The organism is Olsenella profusa DSM 13989 (assembly GCF_030811115.1).
Taxonomy (GTDB): domain Bacteria; phylum Actinomycetota; class Coriobacteriia; order Coriobacteriales; family Atopobiaceae; genus Olsenella_F; species Olsenella_F profusa.
Window position 1 is genome coordinate 743,439 of record NZ_JAUSQK010000001.1, and the last position, 19,421, is coordinate 762,859.

A 19,421-nucleotide genomic window follows, 5' to 3' on the forward strand; every position below is an offset into this window, starting at 1 on the left:
TGTGTGCGGCATGGCAAGATAGTCACGTGTGCAGACGCTGGTTCGTCCCATACACGGGCACGTGTCGAATGGGCTAAATACAAGCCTCTCAGTGGCTTTGAAAAGATATCTGCCAGTTTTGACAAGAGAATACTTTGTGTCCGGACGTTTTGGCATGGTTTAAGCCGCCCATATGGCTTAAAATCAATAGGTCTGGTCATACCGATGGAATGCAGCCATCCGGACGCGCGGCATGCCTCCCTTGTCCTGGTTCCCTCCGTGGCCAGACCCCTCTGTGTCATCCGAGGAAGGAAACACGTGGCAAGGAACGAGAACAAGTACGGCGGCAACGAGATCAAGGTCCTCGAGGGGCTTGATCCTGTGCGCAAGCGCCCGGGCATGTATATCGGCACCACCTCTGCCTCTGGCCTGCATCATCTGGTATGGGAGATCGTGGACAACTCCGTGGACGAGGCCATGGCTGGCTTCTGCACGAGAATCAAGGTCACCATCCACATGGATGGCTCCATTACCGTCGAGGACAATGGTCGTGGCATCCCCGTGGAGAAGCACCCCCAGAAGGGGATCCCCACACTGGAGGTGGTCCTGACCATCCTGCACGCCGGTGGCAAGTTCGACAACGCGGCCTATAAGGTCTCCGGAGGCCTGCATGGCGTGGGCATCTCCGTGGTCAATGCCCTCTCCAAACGGCTCGTCGCCACGGTCAAGCGCGATGGCGGCATCTATCAGATGGAGTTCTCGCGCGGCAAGGCCACCAGCAAGATGAAGAGGATAGGCACCTCCAAGGCCACCGGCACCACCGTGACGTTCTGGCCCGATGAGGAGATCTTCGAGACCACCACGTTCAGCTACGATACCCTGCATGACCGCCTGCAGGAGACGGCCTTCCTCAACAAGGACCTCAAGATCGTCCTCACGGACGAACGCGAGCTGACGCCGCGTGTGGACGAGTTCTGCTACTCCGGCGGCATCATCGACTTCGTGAGGTTCCTCAACGAGGGCAGGACCATCCTGCCGGGGTGCTCCAAGCCCATCTACATCGAGGGCACGAGCGACCCCGACGTGCCCGTCGACAAGAAGGGTGAGGTCGAGGTCTCGCTGCAGTGGACCTCCGCGTTCTCCGAGACGGTGATGTCTTTCGCCAACGACATCTACACCGACGAGGGTGGCATGCACCTCGAGGGATTCCGCACGGCCCTCACCAAGACCATCAACGACTACGCCCGCAGCCACAAGCTGCTCAAGGAGAGGGACGCCAACCTCACGGGCGACGACGTGCGCGAGGGCATGACGGCGGTCATCTCGGTCAAGCTGCCCGATCCGCAGTTCGAGGGACAGACCAAGGCCAAGCTGGGCAGCTCCTACATGCGTGGCCTCACGAACAAGATCGTGGCCAACGGGCTATCCGACTACCTCGAGGAGCATCCCAACCAGGCGAAGGAGATCTTCAAGAAGGCCTCCCAGGCTGCCAAGGGACGCCTCGCCGCCCAGAAGGCCCGCCAGGCCACGCGACGCAAGGGCCTTCTCGAGAGCGCGGCCCTGCCGGGCAAGCTGGCTGACTGCTCCGTGCGCGACGCCACGATGACCGAGCTCTTCATCGTGGAGGGCGACTCGGCCGGTGGTTCGGCAAAGGATGGCCGCCGCCGTGACATCCAGGCGATCCTGCCCCTGCGCGGCAAGATCCTCAACGTGGAGCGCGTGGGCGATCACCGGGCCTTCAGCTCCGACACCATCCAGGCGCTCATCACGGCCATAGGGACGGGCGTAACCACCGCGAGTGGTGAGGGGGGAGACTTCGACCTCTCCAAGGCCCGCTACCACAAGATCATCATCATGACCGATGCCGACGTCGATGGGGCGCACATCCGCATCCTGCTCATGACCTTCTTCTACAAGTACATGCGCCCCCTCCTTGATGCGGGCTATGTGTACTCGGCCTGCCCACCGATCTTTGGCGTGAAGGTGGGCAAGAGGATCCACTACGTGTACCCTGACAGCAAGACACCCGAGGAGGTGCTGCTCAAACAGGCAATCGACGAGCATGTGCCCATCGATGTGGAGGGTAGGCGACGCAAGTACAGCGTCCAGCGCTATAAGGGCCTGGGGGAGATGGATCCCCAGCAGCTCGCTGACACCACCATGGATCCCAAGGGCCGCATCCTACAGCGCATCTCCATCGAGGATGCCGGAAAGGCGGCGGTCGCCGTCTCTCATCTCATGGGCACTCAGGTGGAATACCGTCGCAACTATATCGAGCGCCATGCCAAGGACGCCCGCTTCCTTGACATCTAACGGGGGGAATGCCACGTGGCAGACGATACCAACAACCAGGGGGGCATGGGTGCCGGTGATGGTACTCGGATGCCTGATGACCTGCGCGAGCTGCTCGACAGGGCGGAGCATGACCAGGAGGGCTCCGACACCCCCATCTATGATCCCGGCGCCGAGGACGAGACGGGTCTCGACGATGGGGATGACGGCGCACTCGAGGTGGGGGAGGACGACCGCGAGCCGTCTGATGAGGCGGACATCCACGGTGGCAGTCTTCAGTTCCGCGAGTTCGGTCACGAGATGGAGCAGTCGTTCATCGAGTACTCCATGTCGGTCATCACAGCGCGCGCCTTGCCCGACGTGCGTGATGGCCTGAAGCCGGTGCACCGCCGCATCCTCTACGCCATGAACGAGGCGGGCATCTTCCCCAACAAGCCGCACAAGAAGTCGGCCTGGACCGTGGGCGAAGTCATCGGCAAGTACCACCCGCACGGCGACTCGGCGGTCTATGACGCCATGGTGCGCCTCGCCCAGTGGTTCTCCATGCGCGTGCCGCTCGTGGACGGCCACGGCAACTTTGGCAACATCGATGGCGACTCGGCGGCCGCCATGCGCTACACCGAGAGCCGCCTGGCACGCCCGGCCATGGAGCTCCTGCGCGACCTCAACAAGGACACGGTGGACTGGCAGCCCAACTACGACGAGTCGCTCCAGGAGCCGGACGTGCTGCCGGCGCGCTTCCCCAACCTGCTGGTCAACGGCTCGCAGGGCATCGCCGTGGGCATGGCCACCAACATCCCACCCCACAACCTGGGCGAGGCCATCGACGCCACGTGCATGATGATCGACAACCCAGAGGTCACGGTCGACGAGCTCATGGGCGTCATGCCGGGACCGGACTTTCCCACGGCCGGCGTCATCATGGGCTCCGAGGGCATCAAGCAGGCCTACGAGACGGGGCGCGGCATCATCACCCTGCGCGCGAAGGCACATGTGGAATCCACCAAGGGTGGGCGCAACAAGCTCGTGTTCACCGAGTTCCCCTATGGTGTCAACAAGGGCAACCTGCAGGAGAAGATAGCCGCGCTCGTCAATGAGAAGCGCATCGAGGGCATTGTCGACATGCGCGACGAGTCCAATCGTAAGGGCCTGCGCCTGGTGATGGAGCTCAAGCAGGGGACCATCCCCGAGGTCGTACTCAACAACCTCTACAAGTACTCGTCGCTGCAGGCGTCCTTCGGCATTATCGACCTCGCCCTCGTGGACGGCGTTCCCAAGCTGCTCTCGCTGTCCGAGATCCTGCGGTGCTACATCGATCACCAGGTCGATGTGGTCACGAGGCGCACCAAGTTCGACCTGGCAAAAGCCAAGGCCCGCGCTCACATCCTCGAGGGCCTGCTCGTCGCGCTCGACCACATCGATGAGGTCATCTCCATCATCCGTTCCAGCCGTACGGATGCGGAGGCCTCGGAGCGGCTCATTGCGCGCTTCTCGTTCACCAAGGAGCAGACGACGGCCATCCTCGAGATGCGCCTGCGCCGGCTCACCGGCCTCGAGCGCGACAAGCTCCAGGACGAGCTGGACGGTCTGCGCCGCGCCATCGCCTACTATGAGGAGCTTCTGGCCGACAAGCAAAAGATCCTGGCCGTCATCAAGTCGGAGATGCTCGAGATCAAGGAGAGGTTCGCCGACAGGCGCCGTACCACCATCTCCGATGCCCCGGTCGTGCTCGACGTCGAGGACCTCATCGCTGAGGAGGACATGGTCATCACCGTGACCCATGCCGGCTACGTGAAGCGCCTGCCCGTAGCGACCTATCGCTCCCAGAAGCGCGGTGGCAAGGGCATCCAGGGGCTCTCGCTCAAGGACAACGACTTCGTGAAGGATCTCTTTGTGGCGTCCACCCACGACTACGTGCTGTTCTTTACCAACAGAGGCAAGGTGTATCGCGTGAAGGTGCACGAGCTGCCCATCGGATCGCGCCATGCGCGCGGGTCCGCACTCGTCAACGTGATCCCGCTCGAGGAGGGCGAGCACCCTACGGCGGTCATCACCACGCGCGAGTTCCCCGCGGACGAGTTCCTTATGTTCGCCACCAAGAGCGGCATGGTGAAGAAGACCGCCATGAGCGACTACGACAAGAGCCGTCGCGACGGCATCATCGCGATCAACCTCAAGAGGGATGACGAGCTCGTCAACGTGCGTCGCGTGAGACAGGGGGAGAAGGTCATCCTGTGTTCCACGGCCGGCAAGGCCATTCTGTTCGACGAGTCCGAGATAAGGCCCACCAGCCGCGCCACCTCGGGCGTGCGAGGCATCGCGCTCAAGGACGGAGCCCGCATGCTTGATATGGAGATATCCAACGGCAAGGGTGACCTGCTCGTCATCACCGAGAGGGGCTATGGCAAGCGTACGCCGGTGGCAGAGTATCCCGAGCACAAGCGTGGTGGTCAGGGCGTCGCAACCATCTCCATGACGGCCAAGAAGGGCGACCTTGTTGCGTGCCGCGTGGTTGGCCCGCAGCACGAGCTCATGATCGTCTCGGAGGAGGGCGTGGTCATCCGCGTGAAGACCGCGGACATATCGCGTCTGGGCCGCGCCACACAGGGCGTGAGGATCATGAACCTCTCGCAGGGCGATCTCGTTGGTGCCGTCGCGCGCATGGTGGCCCACAAGAAGAAGGCCGCCAAGGCCGGAAATCCCCTGCAGGGCACGCTGGACCTTGCGTCCGTCGGCGCACGCGAGGCGGATGACGAGGAGCCTGTGGACATCGGCGGCGAGGAGGAGCTGGACGATACGCTCATCGAGGAGGATGCTGAGGAATAGCAGCCCTCACGAGGTACGAGTCGTCTGTGATCCATGTCCGGACAGTGGGTAGCCGCCCGCTCGGCGAGTCGACCATTGTCCCGAGCAGGGCGCGCTCGGGTCCGCGCAGGCCCACGCTGTCGTCCCCGTCGGTCGGGATCTGTTGCGAGGCTTCCATTGCGGTCGCTGTCCCTCTCCGGATCCGTTATCTCGCGACTGCGAACCCTAGGGCGGGGGCCGCTTCCCTGCCTAGACCCGCCCACACCAACGATCCCGGCGTGGTATCCCCTTCTAGATGAGATCAAAGAATTGCAGGTGGAATACCATCCCAATAGCACTAGGTGGAGGCCATCGCACCATAAGGCGCATACGGCTCACATCGGGCGTCGGTGGGGTGCCCGGGAGCGGTGGGGTAGGGGTTACTTGAAGTCATCGGGGGAGAGATGCTCCACGAAGTCGTGAAAGTCCTTGAGCTCCTGCCGCTTCTCGTCCTGCTCGACCTGGTCAAAGTCCGGCATGGACGCGCGTTCGACGACATGCTCGTCAGCAAAGATGGGCACCCGTGCGCGCACGGCGAGGGCGATGGCGTCGGAGGGGCGCGCATCCACCTCTATGTGACGGCCGGACTCGCAACTTATGTTGAGATGTGCATAGAACGTAGTGCCGCGGACATCGATGATCTCGATTGAGTCGATAGAGCCCCCCATATGTCTGATGACATCGAGCATGAGTCCGTGCGTGAGCGGGCGCTCCTGGTCGGACCCATCCACCCCGGCGGAGATGGCTGCGGCCTCGATGGCTCCGATGCGGATGGGCAGCTGCACGCTGGAGTCGTCCTGTGTGGTGCCTCGTGGCCTCAGCACCACAAGTGACCCCACAGGTCCCGTGCCAATCATGATGGTCTGGATGTCCATGCGTACCATGTGCTTCCTCTCTAGGCCCTCGACGATGGGACGGCCTGTGGTCATGGTACCCTCACGGGAACATCGAAAACAGGAGAGGATCACCAGCTACAGGTTGAGACAAATTGCCTTCTCTTTCTGTTGACCCAGCTCCTCTCGCAGTGTAACATGTCTCCCTGCGTTGGGCCCGTAGCTCAGTTGGTCAGAGCGTCCGGCTGATAACCGGGAGGTCACAAGTTCGAACCTTGTCGGGCCCACCACCCCTTTGATAATAGGTGCCCCAGCGTGTCAGAGTCGCCGCTGGGGCACTTATTGCCTCGAGTTGCCCGTATCGGGCGCACAGGGGGACGTAGCTCAGCTGGGAGAGCGCGGGCTTTGCAAGCCTGAGGTCGAGGGTTCGATCCCCTTCGTCTCCACCACATGGCCGGGCCGGAGCGTCAGCTCCGGCCCTTTTTGTCTCTTGCGGTGGGCGGCTCTCGCGTTACACTCGGCTCAGGGACAATGACGAGGGGACAGATGGGACAGATATGTCAGCCACAGCCAGGCGTATGGATGGAATCTCTCCCGAGTTGGATGAGCTCTCGAGTACGCTGGCAGGTGACGCCCTCGACCTGTTGGCGGAGGGTTCCAGCCTCGATGTGCTCCTTGTGGTGCAGGATGCTGCCGGCATGACCGAATCCTATGTCCTCTCTGGGGACGGCACCGAGGCCTGCCTGAAGGGGGCCCACGACAGGGTGGCAGCCCTCGGCAGGGAAGGTGACTCCGCCGGTATGGGCCCTGCCGTCCGCTATGTCCTTGCCTATGAGGGTGCCGTGGCCGATGAGGCGGGTGCCTATCGGGACGCCCTCATGCTCGAGTTTGGCGAGCGCGGCTACAAGTCCTACTCTGCCTTTGCGCTCTTTGAAGGGAGGGGCACGGGAGATCGGTTCGTGTGGAGTGACCCTGCCCCTGCTGGGGAGCTGGAGCCACTCCTGTAGGGGGTCATAGAGGGGTCATGGTGGGTGGACAGGGCCGGGTCTGTGCCTTCCAGGCGCGTTTTGGCCCCAAGTGCGTGATGGCCTGGGCTCGCTCAGGGCAGAATTGGCATGCCAGCTCCTCTGGAATGACACATATGGCCATATTTTGTTGGAAACAGAACGAACTTGATGCCGAATGGGTCCCAGAGAGGTCGATTGTGGCGCTCCCCATCACGCACTTGGGGCCAAAACGCGCCCATGTGGATCGAAAGGGTACCCCTCTCTGCCCCTTTTCCTCCCGCCGGTCGCTCGCACTCCCGGTGTACGAGCAGTTTACGTGGAACATCCCCACCGGAGAGCGTTTCGTGGCCCTCCTGATATACAGTCGGAGGGCTGAACATCGTATCCCTGCGCCAGCAGGGCAAGAGACACAGAGGGTCCATGCTCCAAGAACACATCCGCAACATAGCCATCATCGCTCACGTTGACCATGGCAAGACCACGCTGGTCGACAAGCTCCTGCGCGCCACGGATGCCTTCCGTGACAACCAGCAGGTGGAGGAGCGTGTGCTTGACTCCAACGACCAGGAGCGCGAGCGCGGGATCACGATTCTCGCCAAGAACATCTCCATCGGGTACCACGGCATCAAGATCAACGTCATCGACACCCCTGGCCATGCCGACTTCGGCGGCGAGGTGGAGCGCGTGCTCAAGATGGCAGACGGCGCCCTGCTGCTCGTGGATGCCGCCGAGGGCCCCATGCCGCAGACGCGCTTCGTGCTGCGCCACGCCATCGATGCTGGTCTCTCCATCATGGTGGTCATCAATAAGATCGATCGCGACGGTGCCAACCCCGAAAAGGCACTCAATGACTGCCTGGATCTCATGATGGATCTGGGTGCCACGGACGGACAGCTCGAGTTTGCCATGGAGCACGTGGTGTATGCCTCCGCGGCCAATGGCTTCGCCCGCCTCGATCCCACCGATGGCAACGAGGACATGTTCCCCCTGCTCGACATGATCGTGGATGCCCTTCCGGCCCCCGACGTGGACGTGGACGGCCCACTTGCCATGCAGTGCGTGACCATCGACCACTCCGACTACGTGGGCCGCATCGGCATCGGTCGCGTGTACTCCGGCACCATCCACGACGGCGACAGGATCCTTGTGGTCAAGAACGATGGCAGCCGTGCGATGGCGCAGGTCAAGCAGCTCTTTACCTTCGACTACCTCGGACGCAAGGAATGCCAGGAGGTCGTTGCCGGCGACATCGGTGCCGTGGTGGGCATCGACGGTACCGACATCGGCGACGTCTACACCGACCCCGACAACCCCGTGGAGCTCGATCCCATCGAGATCGACCCACCCACGATGTCCATCGTCTTCGAGCCCTCCACCTCGCCACTCGTGGGTCGCGAGGGCGACGTCGTGGGCGGCCGCCAGCTCAAGGAGCGCCTCGAGCAGGAGCGCGAGAACAACGTGACCATGCACATCGAGGAGCTTCCCGACAAGACGGGCATGGAGGTCTCCGGCCGTGGCATCCTGCACCTCTCGGTGCTCATGGAGCAGATGCGCCGCGAGGGCTTCGAGTTTCAGGTGGGCAGGCCCCGCGTGCTCTTCAAGAGGGGGGAGGGCGGCGAGCGTCTCGAGCCCATCGAGCAGGCCGTGGTGGAGTGTCCGGGTGAGCACTCCGGCAAGGTCATCGAGCTCTTTGGCAACGTGGGTGGCACCATGTCCAACATGGAGGCCGGTACCGCGCAGACGCACCTCGAGTTCAGAATCCCCACACGCGGCATCATGGGCCTCAAGAACCGCATCCTCAACGTCACGCATGGCGAGGCCGTGTTCTACCACACTTTCCTCGAGTACGGTCCCTTTGCCGGAGAGATCGGCACGCGCCAGAACGGCGCCATGATCTCCATGTCCACCGAGAAGGCCGTGGCCTACGCCCTCGGCACGCTCCAGGAGCGCGGCCAGCTCTTCGTGGGGCCGGGGACCGAGTGCTATGAGGGCATGCTCGTGGGCGAGCGCAGCCGCCCTGGCGACATGGTCGTCAACATCGCCCGCACCAAGAACCTGGGCAACCAGCGCTCCTCGACGGCCGACATCTCCGTACAGCTCACGCCGCCAAGGGCCTTCACACTCGAGGAGGCCCTGGAGTACATCATGGATGACGAGCTGGTTGAGGTGACGCCCAAGAGCATCCGCATGCGCAAGCGCATCCTGAACGAGACCGAGCGTCGCAAGTGGCGCGTGCGGCACGGCATGGTGGACAAGTAGCTGGCCGTTTGGTTTGTCGATGCGGCCGCGGGGTCCTCACCTGCGACTGTGGCGCCTGTGACGATGCGATCGAGGGGTGGGCCATGGATGGACATGACTCGCTAGGAGAGACCATACGGGACCTCCGCAGACAGCAGCACGTCACGCAGGAGCAGCTTGCCGAGGGCATATGCTCGCCCATCACGGTCTCGCGCATCGAGAACGGGCACCAGATGCCCTCCAAGGCCATACTGGACGCCCTGCTCTCGCGCCTGCATTCGAGCGTATACCAGCTGTGCAACGTGTAGTACCAAGGTATGACAAGGTGCTGGTGATGGAAGACGGTCGACTCGAGGATCAGAGTCGCTGACAGTGCCCACGGTCACCACGCGAGAACGCCACGACAACGTACCGTCGGCCTATGCGCCGCGCGCGAAGCAACAGCCCCCGAACTGGGGCTTTCCAGGAAGAATGGGATGCTATGCTGCGGAGCCACGGTGGTCGGACGGGCGTACGCTCTCTCGCATGTCGGCAGGTGCCGGCGAGGGGAACAGGTGGAGAGAAAAACGGCTTTCCCTCATTGGTGGACTTACGCTATACTTCGCCTACGGCCTTGTGGAGAGTTGTCCGAGTGGCCGAAGGAGCACGATTGGAAATCGTGTATACGCCTAAAGCGTATCCTGGGTTCAAATCCCAGACTCTCCGCCAGAACTCTCACGGCGTCCCTCGGGACGCCGTCTCACCCTACGGAGGGGTGGCAGAGTGGTCGAATGCGGCGGTCTCGAAAACCGTTTACCCGCCTTGCGGGTACGAGGGTTCGAATCCCTCCCCCTCCGCCATTGTGTGCCAAGTCCGCGGATGCGGGCTTTTTATGTTTCACATAAGGTTGGACTGTCATTCGTTAACTCATTATCAAGTTGTCAATTTCCCATTGATAGGGCAATGGGGTTCGCCGTACCATAGAGCCCATTCTCTGCGCGGAAGGACTGCGCAGATGACGAAGGGAGCTTTTCATGCCACAGAACGTCGGGTATTTCTCCTATGCTTGGGGCCTCCTCAAGCGTGACAAAGGGTGGCCAAAAGTCATTCTTCTGCTTGGTCTGGCGATGCTCGTCCCGGTGGTGGGGTGGCTGGGTGTCGCCGGCTATATCTATGAGTGGGGGCGCCTGACCGCGTGGGGCGTGGACGCCGCGCCGAAGCAGTCGGGAGTTCAGATTGGTGAATGCATCAAGAGTGGCTGGCGCGTCTTTGTCTCTAGGATTGGCTGGGGGGTCGTATGGGGCCTCGTCGCATGGTTCGTGGGACTTGTCCCCGTTCTGGGAAGCATCGTTGTGATCGTCGTCGGCATCTTTGTAGAGACCTTCCTTACGGTCTGTGCCATCCGTGCCGAGATCTATCAGGACTTTACCGCTGGCTATCAGATCAACCGCATCTATGAGATGATCAAACGCGACTTCAAGGGCTTTGCCAAGGTTACCGGCATCAGCCTGCTCATGAGTCTGGTGCTTGGCGTCGTCCTCGCGCTCGTCTCCATGATTGGGTTTGCCGGCACGGGTGCGAGCTTCATAGGGACCGTGGGCAGCACAGGGTCTCACTACAGCACGCAGGCCGTCGCACGCATACTCGGATCGTTCTTCATGGTGGCCCTGATCGTTGTCATGATCGGGCTGTTCTTCCGCTCTTGGATCGATTGCATCACCACCAATATGGTTGCCCTGTGGATGAGGCAGTTCAATGTTCCCGCGTGGGGTGCCAGTGGCGACCCGCTGCCTTGGTCTCCCACCCTCCCTACGGGCGGCGCCTCTGCCGCCCCACAGGTGACTCCACAGCAGCAGCCCCCGTATGGGTACGGACAGCCCCAGCAGGCGGCTCCACAGCAACAGCCTGCGGGCTATCAGCAGCCCTATGCACAGCCACAGGCTCAGCCCCAGCCGTATCAGCAGCCTGTGGGCTATCAGCCCCAGGCTGCCCCCCAGCAGAGCTGGCAGCCCTACCAGCAGCCTGCACCGCAACCTGTTGCGGTACCCCTGACCCCTCAGCAGGCAGCCATGCCTGACGGTGGGTATCCCGTCGCCGCGCCCCAAGGTGTCCCTGCGGCAACTCCGGTGCCCGCGCCACCCGCTCAGCCCGCGCCCGCCGCGCAGCCCGCTTCGGAGGCGGCTCAGCCCGCTCAGCCTGCCGCTCCGCAGGCGACCCCCGCCTCCCAGCCCGCTCCCGCGCCCGCCGCTCAGCCCGCTCAGTCCGCTCCCGCGCCCGCCGCGCAGCCCGCTTCGGAGACGGCTCAGGTGGCTCCTGCCCCCCAGCCCGCTTCGGAGGCGGATCAGCCCGCTCAGCCTGCCACTCCGCAGGCGGCTTCCACCTCCCCGTCCGCTTCGGAGGCGGCTCAGGCGACCCCTGCCCCCCAGCCTGCCGTGCCGCCGTCGCCTGCTCCCGAGCCCTCCGATGACGCGAGTGGAACCCCGCAGCAGTAGGTCTCGTCAGGTAGCGGTCTCAGAGAGAGGTGTCCCACAGGGGCGCCTCTCTCTTCTGTTGACCATATGGAGAGAGGGGATGACGCAAGAGCGCATATCGCTCTCTGCAGGTCACCTACCAGAGCGAAGTGTGGACAGAGTCCACTCTCTGCAGGCCTTGGGGACAGTTCTGCCAGACACGAGTCCTACCATTGACCCAGATATGAGAACTGTGTGGTCGAGGTCCGCTGAGGGGAGGACGGATGGGAAGGCCAGGTCCTCTGTGCTACAGTGCACACTTGACCTTTCCTGCCCCGGACGCACCTTCACCAACCGGGGCCGCTAGTCCAGAGGAGGTGACAACATGAAGGCTTATGAACTGCTGTATTTTGTCGATCCTGCAGCAACCGAGGAGACGCGCGCCGCTGTGATGAGGCGCATCGAGGTCGCCATCACCGAGAACGGTGGCATGGTCGGCGGTGTCGAGGACTGGGGCAAGCGTAAGCTCGCCTTTGAGGTCGATAAGCTCAACGAGGGCGACTACACCCTCATCAACTTCCGCACAGATCCCAGCCAGATTGCCGAGCTCGACCGTATCCTTCGCATCAACGATGCTGTGAAACGCCACATGGTCGTGCGTCGTACCGACGAGGACTAAGTGCGGGAACGAGCCATACGTCTCACGGATGAGAGGTAGTGAACGATGAGCATCAACAGGGTGAACATCTCGGGCAACCTCACGCGCGACCCCGAGCTGAGGCAGACCACGTCCGGCACCGCCATCCTGCGCTTCGGTGTGGCCGTCAACGACCGCCGCCGCAACCAGAGCGGCGAGTGGGAGGACGTCCCCAACTTCGTGGATTGCGTCGTGTTCGGCAACCGCGCCGAGCCGCTCAGCCGCTTCCTCTCCAAGGGCTCAAAGGTCGCCGTGGAGGGCAAGCTCCGCTACAGCTCCTGGGAGAGGGACGGGCAGCGTCGCAGCAAGCTGGAGGTCGTCGTGGACGAGGTGGAGTTCCTCTCGCCCAGGGGCGCCGGCGCGCAGGGTCCCCAGGGGGGCTACCAACAGTCCAGCCAGCAGCAACCCAGCTACACGGCGCCCGCTCCCGCACCCGCCCCCGCACCGCAGAGCCCTCCCGTCCAGAAGCCCCCCTCTGCGGACGTCTATGACGAGGACATTCCGTTCTAGGATCTTGAGAGGCGACATCGTCGCCGGAGAAAGGTATAAGACATGGCCAAGCAAAGGCAAGTCGAGCAGCGTCAGCCGCGTCGCAAGTACTGCCAGTTCTGCAAGGAGAACGTCGAGTTCATCGACTATAAGGACACCCAGCTCCTTCGCAAGTACATGACCGATCGTGGCAAGATCAAGCCCCGTCGCGTCACGGGCGCCTGCACGCAGCATCAGCACGACATCGCGCTCGCCATCAAGCGCGCCCGTGAGATGGCGCTTCTGCCGTATGCCGCCAGCGTGGTCTCCACGCGTGGCGGCCGCAATCGCGGTTAGGCGTGCACATCATCAGGCAATAGTCGGCACCAAGGCCGACGTCGTTAAGGAGTACCCATGAAAGTCATCCTTCTGGATGAGCTCAGGGGCAAGGGCGGCGAGGGCGACATCGTAGAGGTCGCCCAGGGCTATGCGGAGAACTTCCTGTTCCCCAACAAGATCGCCCAACCCGCCACCCCGGGCAACATCAAGCAGCTCGACCAGCGTCGCAGTGGCATCGAGAAGCGCGAGGAACAGCGCATCGCCACCGCACGTGCGATGCGGGAGAGGCTCAACGGCAAGACCGTGATCGTCGAGGCACGGGTCGGTGAGAACAACCAGCTCTTTGGCTCCGTCACCACCGCCCAGATCGCCGACGTGATCAAGGCGCAGCTGGACGTGGAGGTTGATCGCAAGCGCATCACGCGTACCGCGGCAATAAAGACGGCTGGTAGCCACAGTATCGAGATCAACCTCTACCGTGACATCAATGCGGAGCTTGCGGTGCTGGTTGGCGTGGCCGAGGAGGAGCTTGCCGCAGACGAGCAGGCTGCCGCCGCGACCGCCGTCACCGAGGGCGCGGAGGCCGCCGAGCAGGCTGTCGCCGAGCGCGCCGCCGTCGAGGGGCATGAGGCCGAGTAGCATCGTCCTTCCCCGGCGCGTCATCGGTGGTTTTTGAACAAAGGCGTGCCTCATGTGAGGCTCGCGAGGAGGTACAGCCCAGAGTCGGGCGGGGAAGGCTTCGGACAAACACCTGTTCCGGGGCCTTCCCCTTTTGTTCGAGTGTCGAGTACACCCCATGTACCTGCAAGAACATTAAGCATATCCTTTCATTCAGAATTGTTGCAGGTAAAAACCCTCATGTGCGGGCGGAGACTTCCTGGCAAGCAGGAATGTTGAAAACTGGGCCAGAAGGATATTTTCAAAATTGTTGATAACGTTGAAAAGCCGCGGAATCAAAGCTCAGCGCAGAGCGGTATCAACAAAGCGCAGGTGGAGGCAAATTTGACATTTTTCGCAGCGAGGGTAGCGTATCCCCGGAGTACGGGTTCAGATGAGTTTCACCCGTCCCCATCAGCCCAGACAGAGCCTCTTGGAGTGGGTGAGCATGCCGCAGCGTCGGGAGAGCCAGAACGAATACGACACGTCGCCCCTCGAGCGGGGCGCGTCCATGCCACAGGACAGCGCTGCCGAGGCGTCCGTCCTCTCTGCCATGCTCGTCTCCCCGGAGATCCTGCAGGAGTGCCTGGTGGAGCTGGAGCCAACCGACTTCTATCAGTATGCGCATCGCACGATCTTCCTGGCCATGAACGAGATGTTCGACAAGGGCACGGCCATCGACCCCATCTCGCTGGCGGACCATCTGCGCAGTGCGGCCCAGCTCGACAAGGTGGGTGGTGCCAGCTATCTGCTGGATCTCAACAAGGAGGGTCCGTCCCTCGTCAACTGGCCGCACTATGTGGACATACTGCATCGCGATGCCACGCTGAGGGACATCATCACGGCATCGGCAAAGATCTCCGCCCTGGCCTTCGATGCGCCGGAGGACACCAAGGAAGTCGTGGACTCTGCGGAGAACCTGCTGCTGGGCGTGACCAACCGCGAGATAAGGAGCGGCTACTCCACTATCGGTGACGTGATGGGGGACCTCTATGACGAGCTGGCGGAGGCGGCACAGAACCCCAACGGCATCATAGGCGTGGAGACGGGATTCTCCACCATCGACGCTCGGCTCCAGGGGCTCCGCGAGGGCCAGATGGTGGTCATCGGCGCCCGTCCTGGCGTGGGCAAGACGTCGTTTGCCCTCAACCTTGCCGTCAATGCGGCGGCAAAGGGCACGAGCGTGGCCTTCTTCTCCCTTGAGATGTCCAAGACGGAGATCGCCCAGAGGCTCCTCTCGTCCTATGCGCGCATCCCACTCACGGCCATTCGTGGCGCGCACATCAAGAGCGACCAGTGGAGCACCGTCTTCCAAGCCACACAGGAGCTCTCGACCCTCGACCTCATGATCGACGACACGCCCGGTACCACCGTGACGGAGATTCGCGCCAAGGCGCGCCGCATGCTCAAGGACAAGCCCAGGAAGCTCATACTCATCGATTACCTGCAGCTGCTCTCGCCCCCGTCGGGGCGGCGCACCGACAGCCGCGCCACTGAGGTCAGCGAGATGAGCCGTGGCATCAAGATCATGGCAAAGGACCTCGTCTGTCCCGTCGTGGCGCTCTCGCAGCTCAACCGCCAGGTCACGGATCGCAAGGGTCAGCGTCCACAGCTCTCTGACCTGCGTGAGTCTGGGTCGATCGAGCAGGATGCCGATATCGTCATCCTGCTCGACCGCTCCATGACCGAGGAGGAGGCCGCGCGCGACGACCGTCCCGACCCCAACGTGACCGACTTCATCATCGCCAAGAACCGCTCCGGCCCGCTTGACATCGTGCCGCTCATGTTCCTCGCGGGCTCCACCAAGTTCGTGGAGGTCGACAGGAACTTCCAGGAGTAGCCGACGAACTGCTCACCGCCTCGCCCGGTGCCTACGCCTATACTGGTGAGGTACCGCACGCTCTTCGAAGGGAATCAGCATGTCCGCATCAGTTCTGGTTGGCACGCAGTGGGGCGACGAAGGCAAGGGCAAGGTGACCGACCTCATTTCCGGCAGCTTTGATGTGGTGTGTCGCTATGCGGGTGGCGCGAACGCCGGCCATACCGTTATGGCGAACGGTCACAAGCTCGCCCTGCATCAGGTTCCCTCCGGCGTCATGTACAAGGGGACGTACCCCGTGATCGGCAACGGCTGCATCGTCGACCCCGAGATCCTTCTCGGCGAGATCGACACGCTCGAGGCCCAGGGCATCTCCTGTGCGGATCTCAAGATCTCCAGCAACGCGCACATCGTCATGCCCTATCACAAGGACCTCGATGGCGCCCACGAGAAGAGGCTCGGCAAGAACCTCATCGGCACCACCAAGCGCGGCGTCGGCCCCACCTACATGGATAAGATGAACCGCACCGGCCTGCGCGTGCAGGACATGCTTGACGAGAAGATCTTCCGCGAGAAGCTCGAGGCCGCATTGGCCTATACCAACCCCATCCTGGAGAAGGTCTATGGCATGCCTACCTATACCGTGGGGCAGATCTGTGAGACCTACCTGCCATATGCCGAGCGCATCCATCCCTACATCGTCGAGAGCTCCCTCTTCCTGAACGAGCAGCTCGAGGCCGGCAAGAACATCCTCTTCGAGGGCGCGCAGGCCACGATGCTCGACATCGACTTTGGCACCTATCCGTTTGTTACGTCCTCCAACTGCACCGCTGGCGGCGCCGTCACCGGCTCTGGCGTTGGTCCCACCAACATCGACCGCGTGCTGGGCGTCGCCAAGGCGTACCTCACCCGCGTTGGCTCTGGCCCCTTCCCCACGGAGCTCTTCGATGAGGTTGGCGACAGGCTCGGCGAGGCTGGCCACGAGTATGGAGTCACCACGGGTCGCAAGCGCCGCTGCGGCTGGTACGATTCCGTCGTCGTGAACTACGCCGCTCGCGTCAATGGTCTGACCGACCTTGCCATCACCAAGCTTGACGTCCTGGGCTGCCTGGATCAGATCAAGGTCTGCGTCGCCTACGAGTGCGACGGTAGGCTCTACAAGACCGTCCCCGAGCACCAGGGCGTGTTCTACCATGCCAGGCCCGTCTACGAGACACTCCCCGGCTGGAACTGCGACATCTCGGGCGTGCGCAACTTCTACCAGCTCCCGCGCGAGGCCAAGGACTATATCGACTTTCTGGAGCAGCTTGCCGATGTCCGCGTCTCCATCATCACCGTCGGTCCCGACCGCGAGCAGACCATCGACCGCTACTGGAGGTAGGCGCGCGTGACAGGCGCCCCCAACAACAGTGCGACACAGTTCACCATAGTGTGTGACCTTGCCGTCGGAGCGCCACGGGTCATAGCCGCCTTGGAGAAGCTCCTGGACATCAACGAATTCGAGTCGGTGGGTGCAGGCGTGCTGGAGGCGGCGCCTACGTACCCGCATCCAGCGCCTTGTCCGATGAGGCCCGTGGTATCGTGGGCGGCGGGAAGCGTGTGACGCGGGGGCACGAACAGGAAGCCAAGGGATCGGGCGCCCTCTCGGGCGCCCTGGATGCAAGGGGGCAGCATATGGTAACACGTGACAGGGAAGCGGTGGACATCCTCCTTCTGGGGTCCGGGGGGAGGGAACATGCGCTTCTCGCCAAGCTTGCCGAGTCACCCCACGCCGGCAGGCTGTGGGTCGCCCCGGGCAATGGTGGCATGTTCCAGCTCGCCGAACGAGCGGACGTCTCCATGGAGGACGGGAACGCCGTGGCCGCCTTTGCCCGCGAACACGGTATTGGCCTGGTGGTCATCGGCCCCGAGGCGCCGCTCGTCGGTGGCGTGGCCGACGTGGTGCGCGCCGCAGGCATCTCCGTGTTCGGCCCCTCGGCCGAGGCCGCGCGGCTGGAGGGCTCCAAGGAGTTTGCAAAGCAGGTCATGGCACGGGCGGGCGTGCCCACGGCGGCGTACCGCAGCTTTACCGACGAGGCGTCCTGTGCTGCCTATGTGCGTGAGGTCGCCGGTCCCTGCGTGGTCAAGGCGGACGGCCTTGCGGCGGGGAAGGGCGTCATCGTCGCCCAGACCACCGAGGAGGCCCTGGCCGGCGTGCACGAGTGCCTCTCGGGGGCGTTCGGCGACGCGGGCGCCAAGGTCATCGTGGAGGAGCTGCTCGAGGGCCCGGAGTGCTCGCTCCTCGCCCTCACGGACGGCACCACCGTGGTGCCCCTGGCCACCTCGCAGGATCACAAGCGCGCCCTCGACGGAGACCGCGGGCCCAATACGGGTGGCATGGGCGTGTACTCCCCGGTTCCCATCCTGCTGCCCGGTGAGCTGGATCGGATGGTTGCCATCGAGCAGAGGGTCGTCGACCAGCTGCGTGCGGACGGCATCGCCTACAGCGGCTGTCTCTACGGGGGCTTCATGCTCACGAGGGACGGCCCCAAGGTGCTTGAGTTCAACGCCCGCTTTGGCGACCCAGAGACCCAGGTGGTCCTGCCACGCATGAAGGCGGATCTTGTGGAGTGCTTCCTCGCCTGTGATGAGGGCACCCTGTGTCCCGACATGGTCGCATGGGATGACGACTGGGCCGTCTCCGTGGTACTGACGAGCGCAGGCTATCCCGGTGCGTACGAGAAGGGCAAGCCCATATCGGGAATCGACGAGGCCAATGCCCTTCCCGGCGTGACCGTCTATCATGCGGGTACCGCCCTGTCGTCCGACGGGACCGTGCTCACCAATGGGGGGCGCGTCCTCGATATGACGGCGGTGGCGCCTACCTTCGAGGACGCACGCAACCGTGCCTATGAGGCGTGTGACAAGATCTGGTTCGAGGGGAAGACCTATCGCCATGACATTGGCATGAAGGCCATCAAGGGCCGTGAGAGGCTGTAGGGGGACGGTTACCATGTCAGACGTCATAACCGCACGTGACGACGAGGGGGATCAACGGGCGCGCCGAGAGCGCGCCACCGACGGTCTCAGGGAGCATGCGTCTGCCTTTGCCTTTGATGGCGATCGCAGCGGGCAGGGACATGGCTCCGGGCTTCCCCAGCGTCGCCATCTGGTGCAGGGCGATGACGATCCGCGCGACCACATGCTTGCCGAGGAGGTCCTCTCGGAGGACGTGTCCTGGGAGGGACGCATCTTCAACGTCGACCGCCTACAGGTGCGCCTGCCCGATGGGCGCACCGCCCTCCGCGATGTCGTGCGCCATCCCGGAGCCGTTGCGGTGGTGGCGCTCACGGATGACGGACGGATTTGCCTCGTGCGCCAGTACCGTACGGCGCTGGGTCGCGTGACGGTGGAGATTCCCGCCGGAAAGCTCGACCCCGGCGAGGATCCGCTCGACTGTGCCCGGCGCGAGCTCACCGAGGAGACGGGTATGGCCGCGCAGCACATGGCGTTTCTCACCACCATCGCCACCTCTGCGGGCTTTGCCGATGAGACCATACACATCTATATGGCAACGGGCCTCTCGTTCGTGGGGTCCGATCCCGATACGGACGAGTTCATCAACGTGGACCTCGTCGATCTCACCGAACTGGTCGATGCCGTCCTCGATGGGCGCATCGAGGACGCAAAGACGGTTCTCGGCGCACTTGTCTGCGACGCCATCGCACACCGTCTGAGCGTTGATGACGCGGCACCGAACGGAGGAGATTCTCAGTAGGCGAGGGGCATGCGTATACTGGGCAGGGGTCGTGTCTCTGCTGACACGTGCGACATGCGTAC

Annotated in this window: 15 protein-coding genes and 4 tRNA genes; 18 read left to right on the forward strand and 1 reads right to left on the reverse strand. The window is 63.1% G+C overall.

Annotated features, from left to right (window positions below):
• The first annotated feature begins 297 nt into the window (after positions 1-297).
• Together gyrB and gyrA are read left to right on the forward strand one after the other, a co-directional pair.
• Positions 298-2,292: a DNA topoisomerase (ATP-hydrolyzing) subunit B gene (gene gyrB, locus J2S71_RS03385; RefSeq protein ID WP_307388761.1), complete on the forward strand. Its 1,995-nt coding sequence runs from the start codon at positions 298-300 to the stop codon at positions 2,290-2,292.
• Positions 2,293-2,337: 45 nt separating this feature from the next.
• Positions 2,338-5,097, forward strand: a complete 2,760-nt coding sequence (gyrA, locus tag J2S71_RS03390) for a DNA gyrase subunit A (RefSeq protein WP_040652615.1) — start codon at positions 2,338-2,340, stop codon at positions 5,095-5,097.
• A 398-nt stretch (positions 5,098-5,495) separates the two neighbouring features.
• On the opposite strand, the gene J2S71_RS03395 is transcribed toward gyrA, so the two are convergent.
• Positions 5,496-5,999 carry a bifunctional nuclease family protein gene (locus J2S71_RS03395; protein WP_307388762.1) on the reverse strand — a complete coding sequence of 168 codons (504 nt, stop codon included), beginning with the start codon at positions 5,997-5,999 and terminating at the stop codon, positions 5,496-5,498.
• Between the two features lie 162 nt (positions 6,000-6,161).
• Between J2S71_RS03395 and J2S71_RS03400 the strand changes: the two genes are divergently transcribed.
• The 16 genes from J2S71_RS03400 to J2S71_RS03475 all read left to right on the forward strand — a co-directional run bounded on the left by J2S71_RS03400 (position 6,162) and on the right by J2S71_RS03475 (position 19,359).
• A tRNA-Ile gene (locus J2S71_RS03400) sits at positions 6,162-6,238 on the forward strand.
• Between the two features lie 83 nt (positions 6,239-6,321).
• Positions 6,322-6,397 (forward strand) — tRNA-Ala (locus J2S71_RS03405).
• A gap of 129 nt (positions 6,398-6,526) precedes the next feature.
• Positions 6,527-6,955 carry a hypothetical protein gene (locus tag J2S71_RS03410; RefSeq protein WP_232204542.1) on the forward strand — a complete coding sequence of 143 codons (429 nt, stop codon included), beginning with the start codon at positions 6,527-6,529 and terminating at the stop codon, positions 6,953-6,955.
• Between the two features lie 420 nt (positions 6,956-7,375).
• Positions 7,376-9,214, forward strand: a complete 1,839-nt coding sequence (gene typA / locus J2S71_RS03415; RefSeq protein WP_307388764.1) for a translational GTPase TypA — start codon at positions 7,376-7,378, stop codon at positions 9,212-9,214.
• An 83-nt stretch (positions 9,215-9,297) separates the two neighbouring features.
• The gene (locus tag J2S71_RS03420; RefSeq protein WP_021727412.1) at positions 9,298-9,501 is read left to right on the forward strand and encodes a helix-turn-helix domain-containing protein; all 204 of its coding nucleotides are present in this window, start codon (positions 9,298-9,300) and stop codon (positions 9,499-9,501) included.
• A gap of 309 nt (positions 9,502-9,810) precedes the next feature.
• Positions 9,811-9,901, forward strand: a tRNA-Ser gene (locus J2S71_RS03425).
• A 40-nt stretch (positions 9,902-9,941) separates the two neighbouring features.
• Positions 9,942-10,032 (forward strand) — tRNA-Ser (locus J2S71_RS03430).
• 174 nt (positions 10,033-10,206) lie between these two features.
• On the forward strand, positions 10,207-11,664 hold the full coding sequence (locus J2S71_RS03435; RefSeq protein WP_307388766.1) for a DUF4013 domain-containing protein: 1,458 nt from the start codon (positions 10,207-10,209) through the stop codon (positions 11,662-11,664).
• Between the two features lie 343 nt (positions 11,665-12,007).
• Positions 12,008-12,301, forward strand: coding sequence for a 30S ribosomal protein S6 (gene rpsF, locus J2S71_RS03440; protein WP_021727432.1), 294 nt, complete (start codon positions 12,008-12,010; stop codon positions 12,299-12,301).
• Between the two features lie 45 nt (positions 12,302-12,346).
• Positions 12,347-12,829, forward strand: coding sequence for a single-stranded DNA-binding protein (locus tag J2S71_RS03445; protein WP_021727468.1), 483 nt, complete (start codon positions 12,347-12,349; stop codon positions 12,827-12,829).
• 42 nt (positions 12,830-12,871) lie between these two features.
• Positions 12,872-13,144, forward strand: coding sequence for a 30S ribosomal protein S18 (gene rpsR / locus J2S71_RS03450; RefSeq protein WP_021727381.1), 273 nt, complete (start codon positions 12,872-12,874; stop codon positions 13,142-13,144).
• A gap of 57 nt (positions 13,145-13,201) precedes the next feature.
• Positions 13,202-13,765 (forward strand): 50S ribosomal protein L9, encoded by a 564-nt coding sequence (gene rplI / locus J2S71_RS03455; protein ID WP_021727445.1) that lies wholly within the window; start codon positions 13,202-13,204, stop codon positions 13,763-13,765.
• 466 nt (positions 13,766-14,231) lie between these two features.
• Positions 14,232-15,623, forward strand: a complete 1,392-nt coding sequence (gene dnaB / locus J2S71_RS03460; RefSeq protein ID WP_307388768.1) for a replicative DNA helicase — start codon at positions 14,232-14,234, stop codon at positions 15,621-15,623.
• Positions 15,624-15,702: 79 nt separating this feature from the next.
• On the forward strand, positions 15,703-16,983 hold the full coding sequence (locus J2S71_RS03465) for an adenylosuccinate synthase (protein WP_307388771.1): 1,281 nt from the start codon (positions 15,703-15,705) through the stop codon (positions 16,981-16,983).
• A gap of 293 nt (positions 16,984-17,276) precedes the next feature.
• The gene (gene purD, locus J2S71_RS03470) at positions 17,277-18,581 is read left to right on the forward strand and encodes a phosphoribosylamine--glycine ligase (protein ID WP_307388772.1); all 1,305 of its coding nucleotides are present in this window, start codon (positions 17,277-17,279) and stop codon (positions 18,579-18,581) included.
• Positions 18,582-18,594: 13 nt separating this feature from the next.
• A complete protein-coding gene (locus J2S71_RS03475; protein WP_307388774.1) occupies positions 18,595-19,359 on the forward strand; it encodes an NUDIX domain-containing protein in 765 nt (254 codons plus the stop codon).
• Positions 19,360-19,421: the final 62 nt, after the last annotated feature.

Bases quoted from the DNA above. Each gene is read 5' to 3' on its own strand.
- rpsR (WP_021727381.1), top strand. From the start codon at position 12,872: ATGGCCAAGCAAAGGCAAGTCGAGCAGCGTCAGCCGCGTCGCAAGTAC.
- J2S71_RS03465 (WP_307388771.1), top strand. From the start codon at position 15,703: ATGTCCGCATCAGTTCTGGTTGGCACGCAGTGGGGCGACGAAGGCAAG.
- typA (WP_307388764.1), top strand. From the start codon at position 7,376: ATGCTCCAAGAACACATCCGCAACATAGCCATCATCGCTCACGTTGAC.
- J2S71_RS03395 (WP_307388762.1), bottom strand. From the start codon at position 5,999: ATGGTACGCATGGACATCCAGACCATCATGATTGGCACGGGACCTGTG.
- dnaB (WP_307388768.1), top strand. From the start codon at position 14,232: ATGCCGCAGCGTCGGGAGAGCCAGAACGAATACGACACGTCGCCCCTC.
- J2S71_RS03445 (WP_021727468.1), top strand. From the start codon at position 12,347: ATGAGCATCAACAGGGTGAACATCTCGGGCAACCTCACGCGCGACCCC.
- J2S71_RS03410 (WP_232204542.1), top strand. From the start codon at position 6,527: ATGGATGGAATCTCTCCCGAGTTGGATGAGCTCTCGAGTACGCTGGCA.
- J2S71_RS03435 (WP_307388766.1), top strand. From the start codon at position 10,207: ATGCCACAGAACGTCGGGTATTTCTCCTATGCTTGGGGCCTCCTCAAG.
- gyrA (WP_040652615.1), top strand. From the start codon at position 2,338: ATGGGTGCCGGTGATGGTACTCGGATGCCTGATGACCTGCGCGAGCTG.
- J2S71_RS03420 (WP_021727412.1), top strand. From the start codon at position 9,298: ATGGATGGACATGACTCGCTAGGAGAGACCATACGGGACCTCCGCAGA.
- rplI (WP_021727445.1), top strand. From the start codon at position 13,202: ATGAAAGTCATCCTTCTGGATGAGCTCAGGGGCAAGGGCGGCGAGGGC.
- J2S71_RS03475 (WP_307388774.1), top strand. From the start codon at position 18,595: ATGTCAGACGTCATAACCGCACGTGACGACGAGGGGGATCAACGGGCG.
- purD (WP_307388772.1), top strand. From the start codon at position 17,277: ATGGTAACACGTGACAGGGAAGCGGTGGACATCCTCCTTCTGGGGTCC.
- rpsF (WP_021727432.1), top strand. From the start codon at position 12,008: ATGAAGGCTTATGAACTGCTGTATTTTGTCGATCCTGCAGCAACCGAG.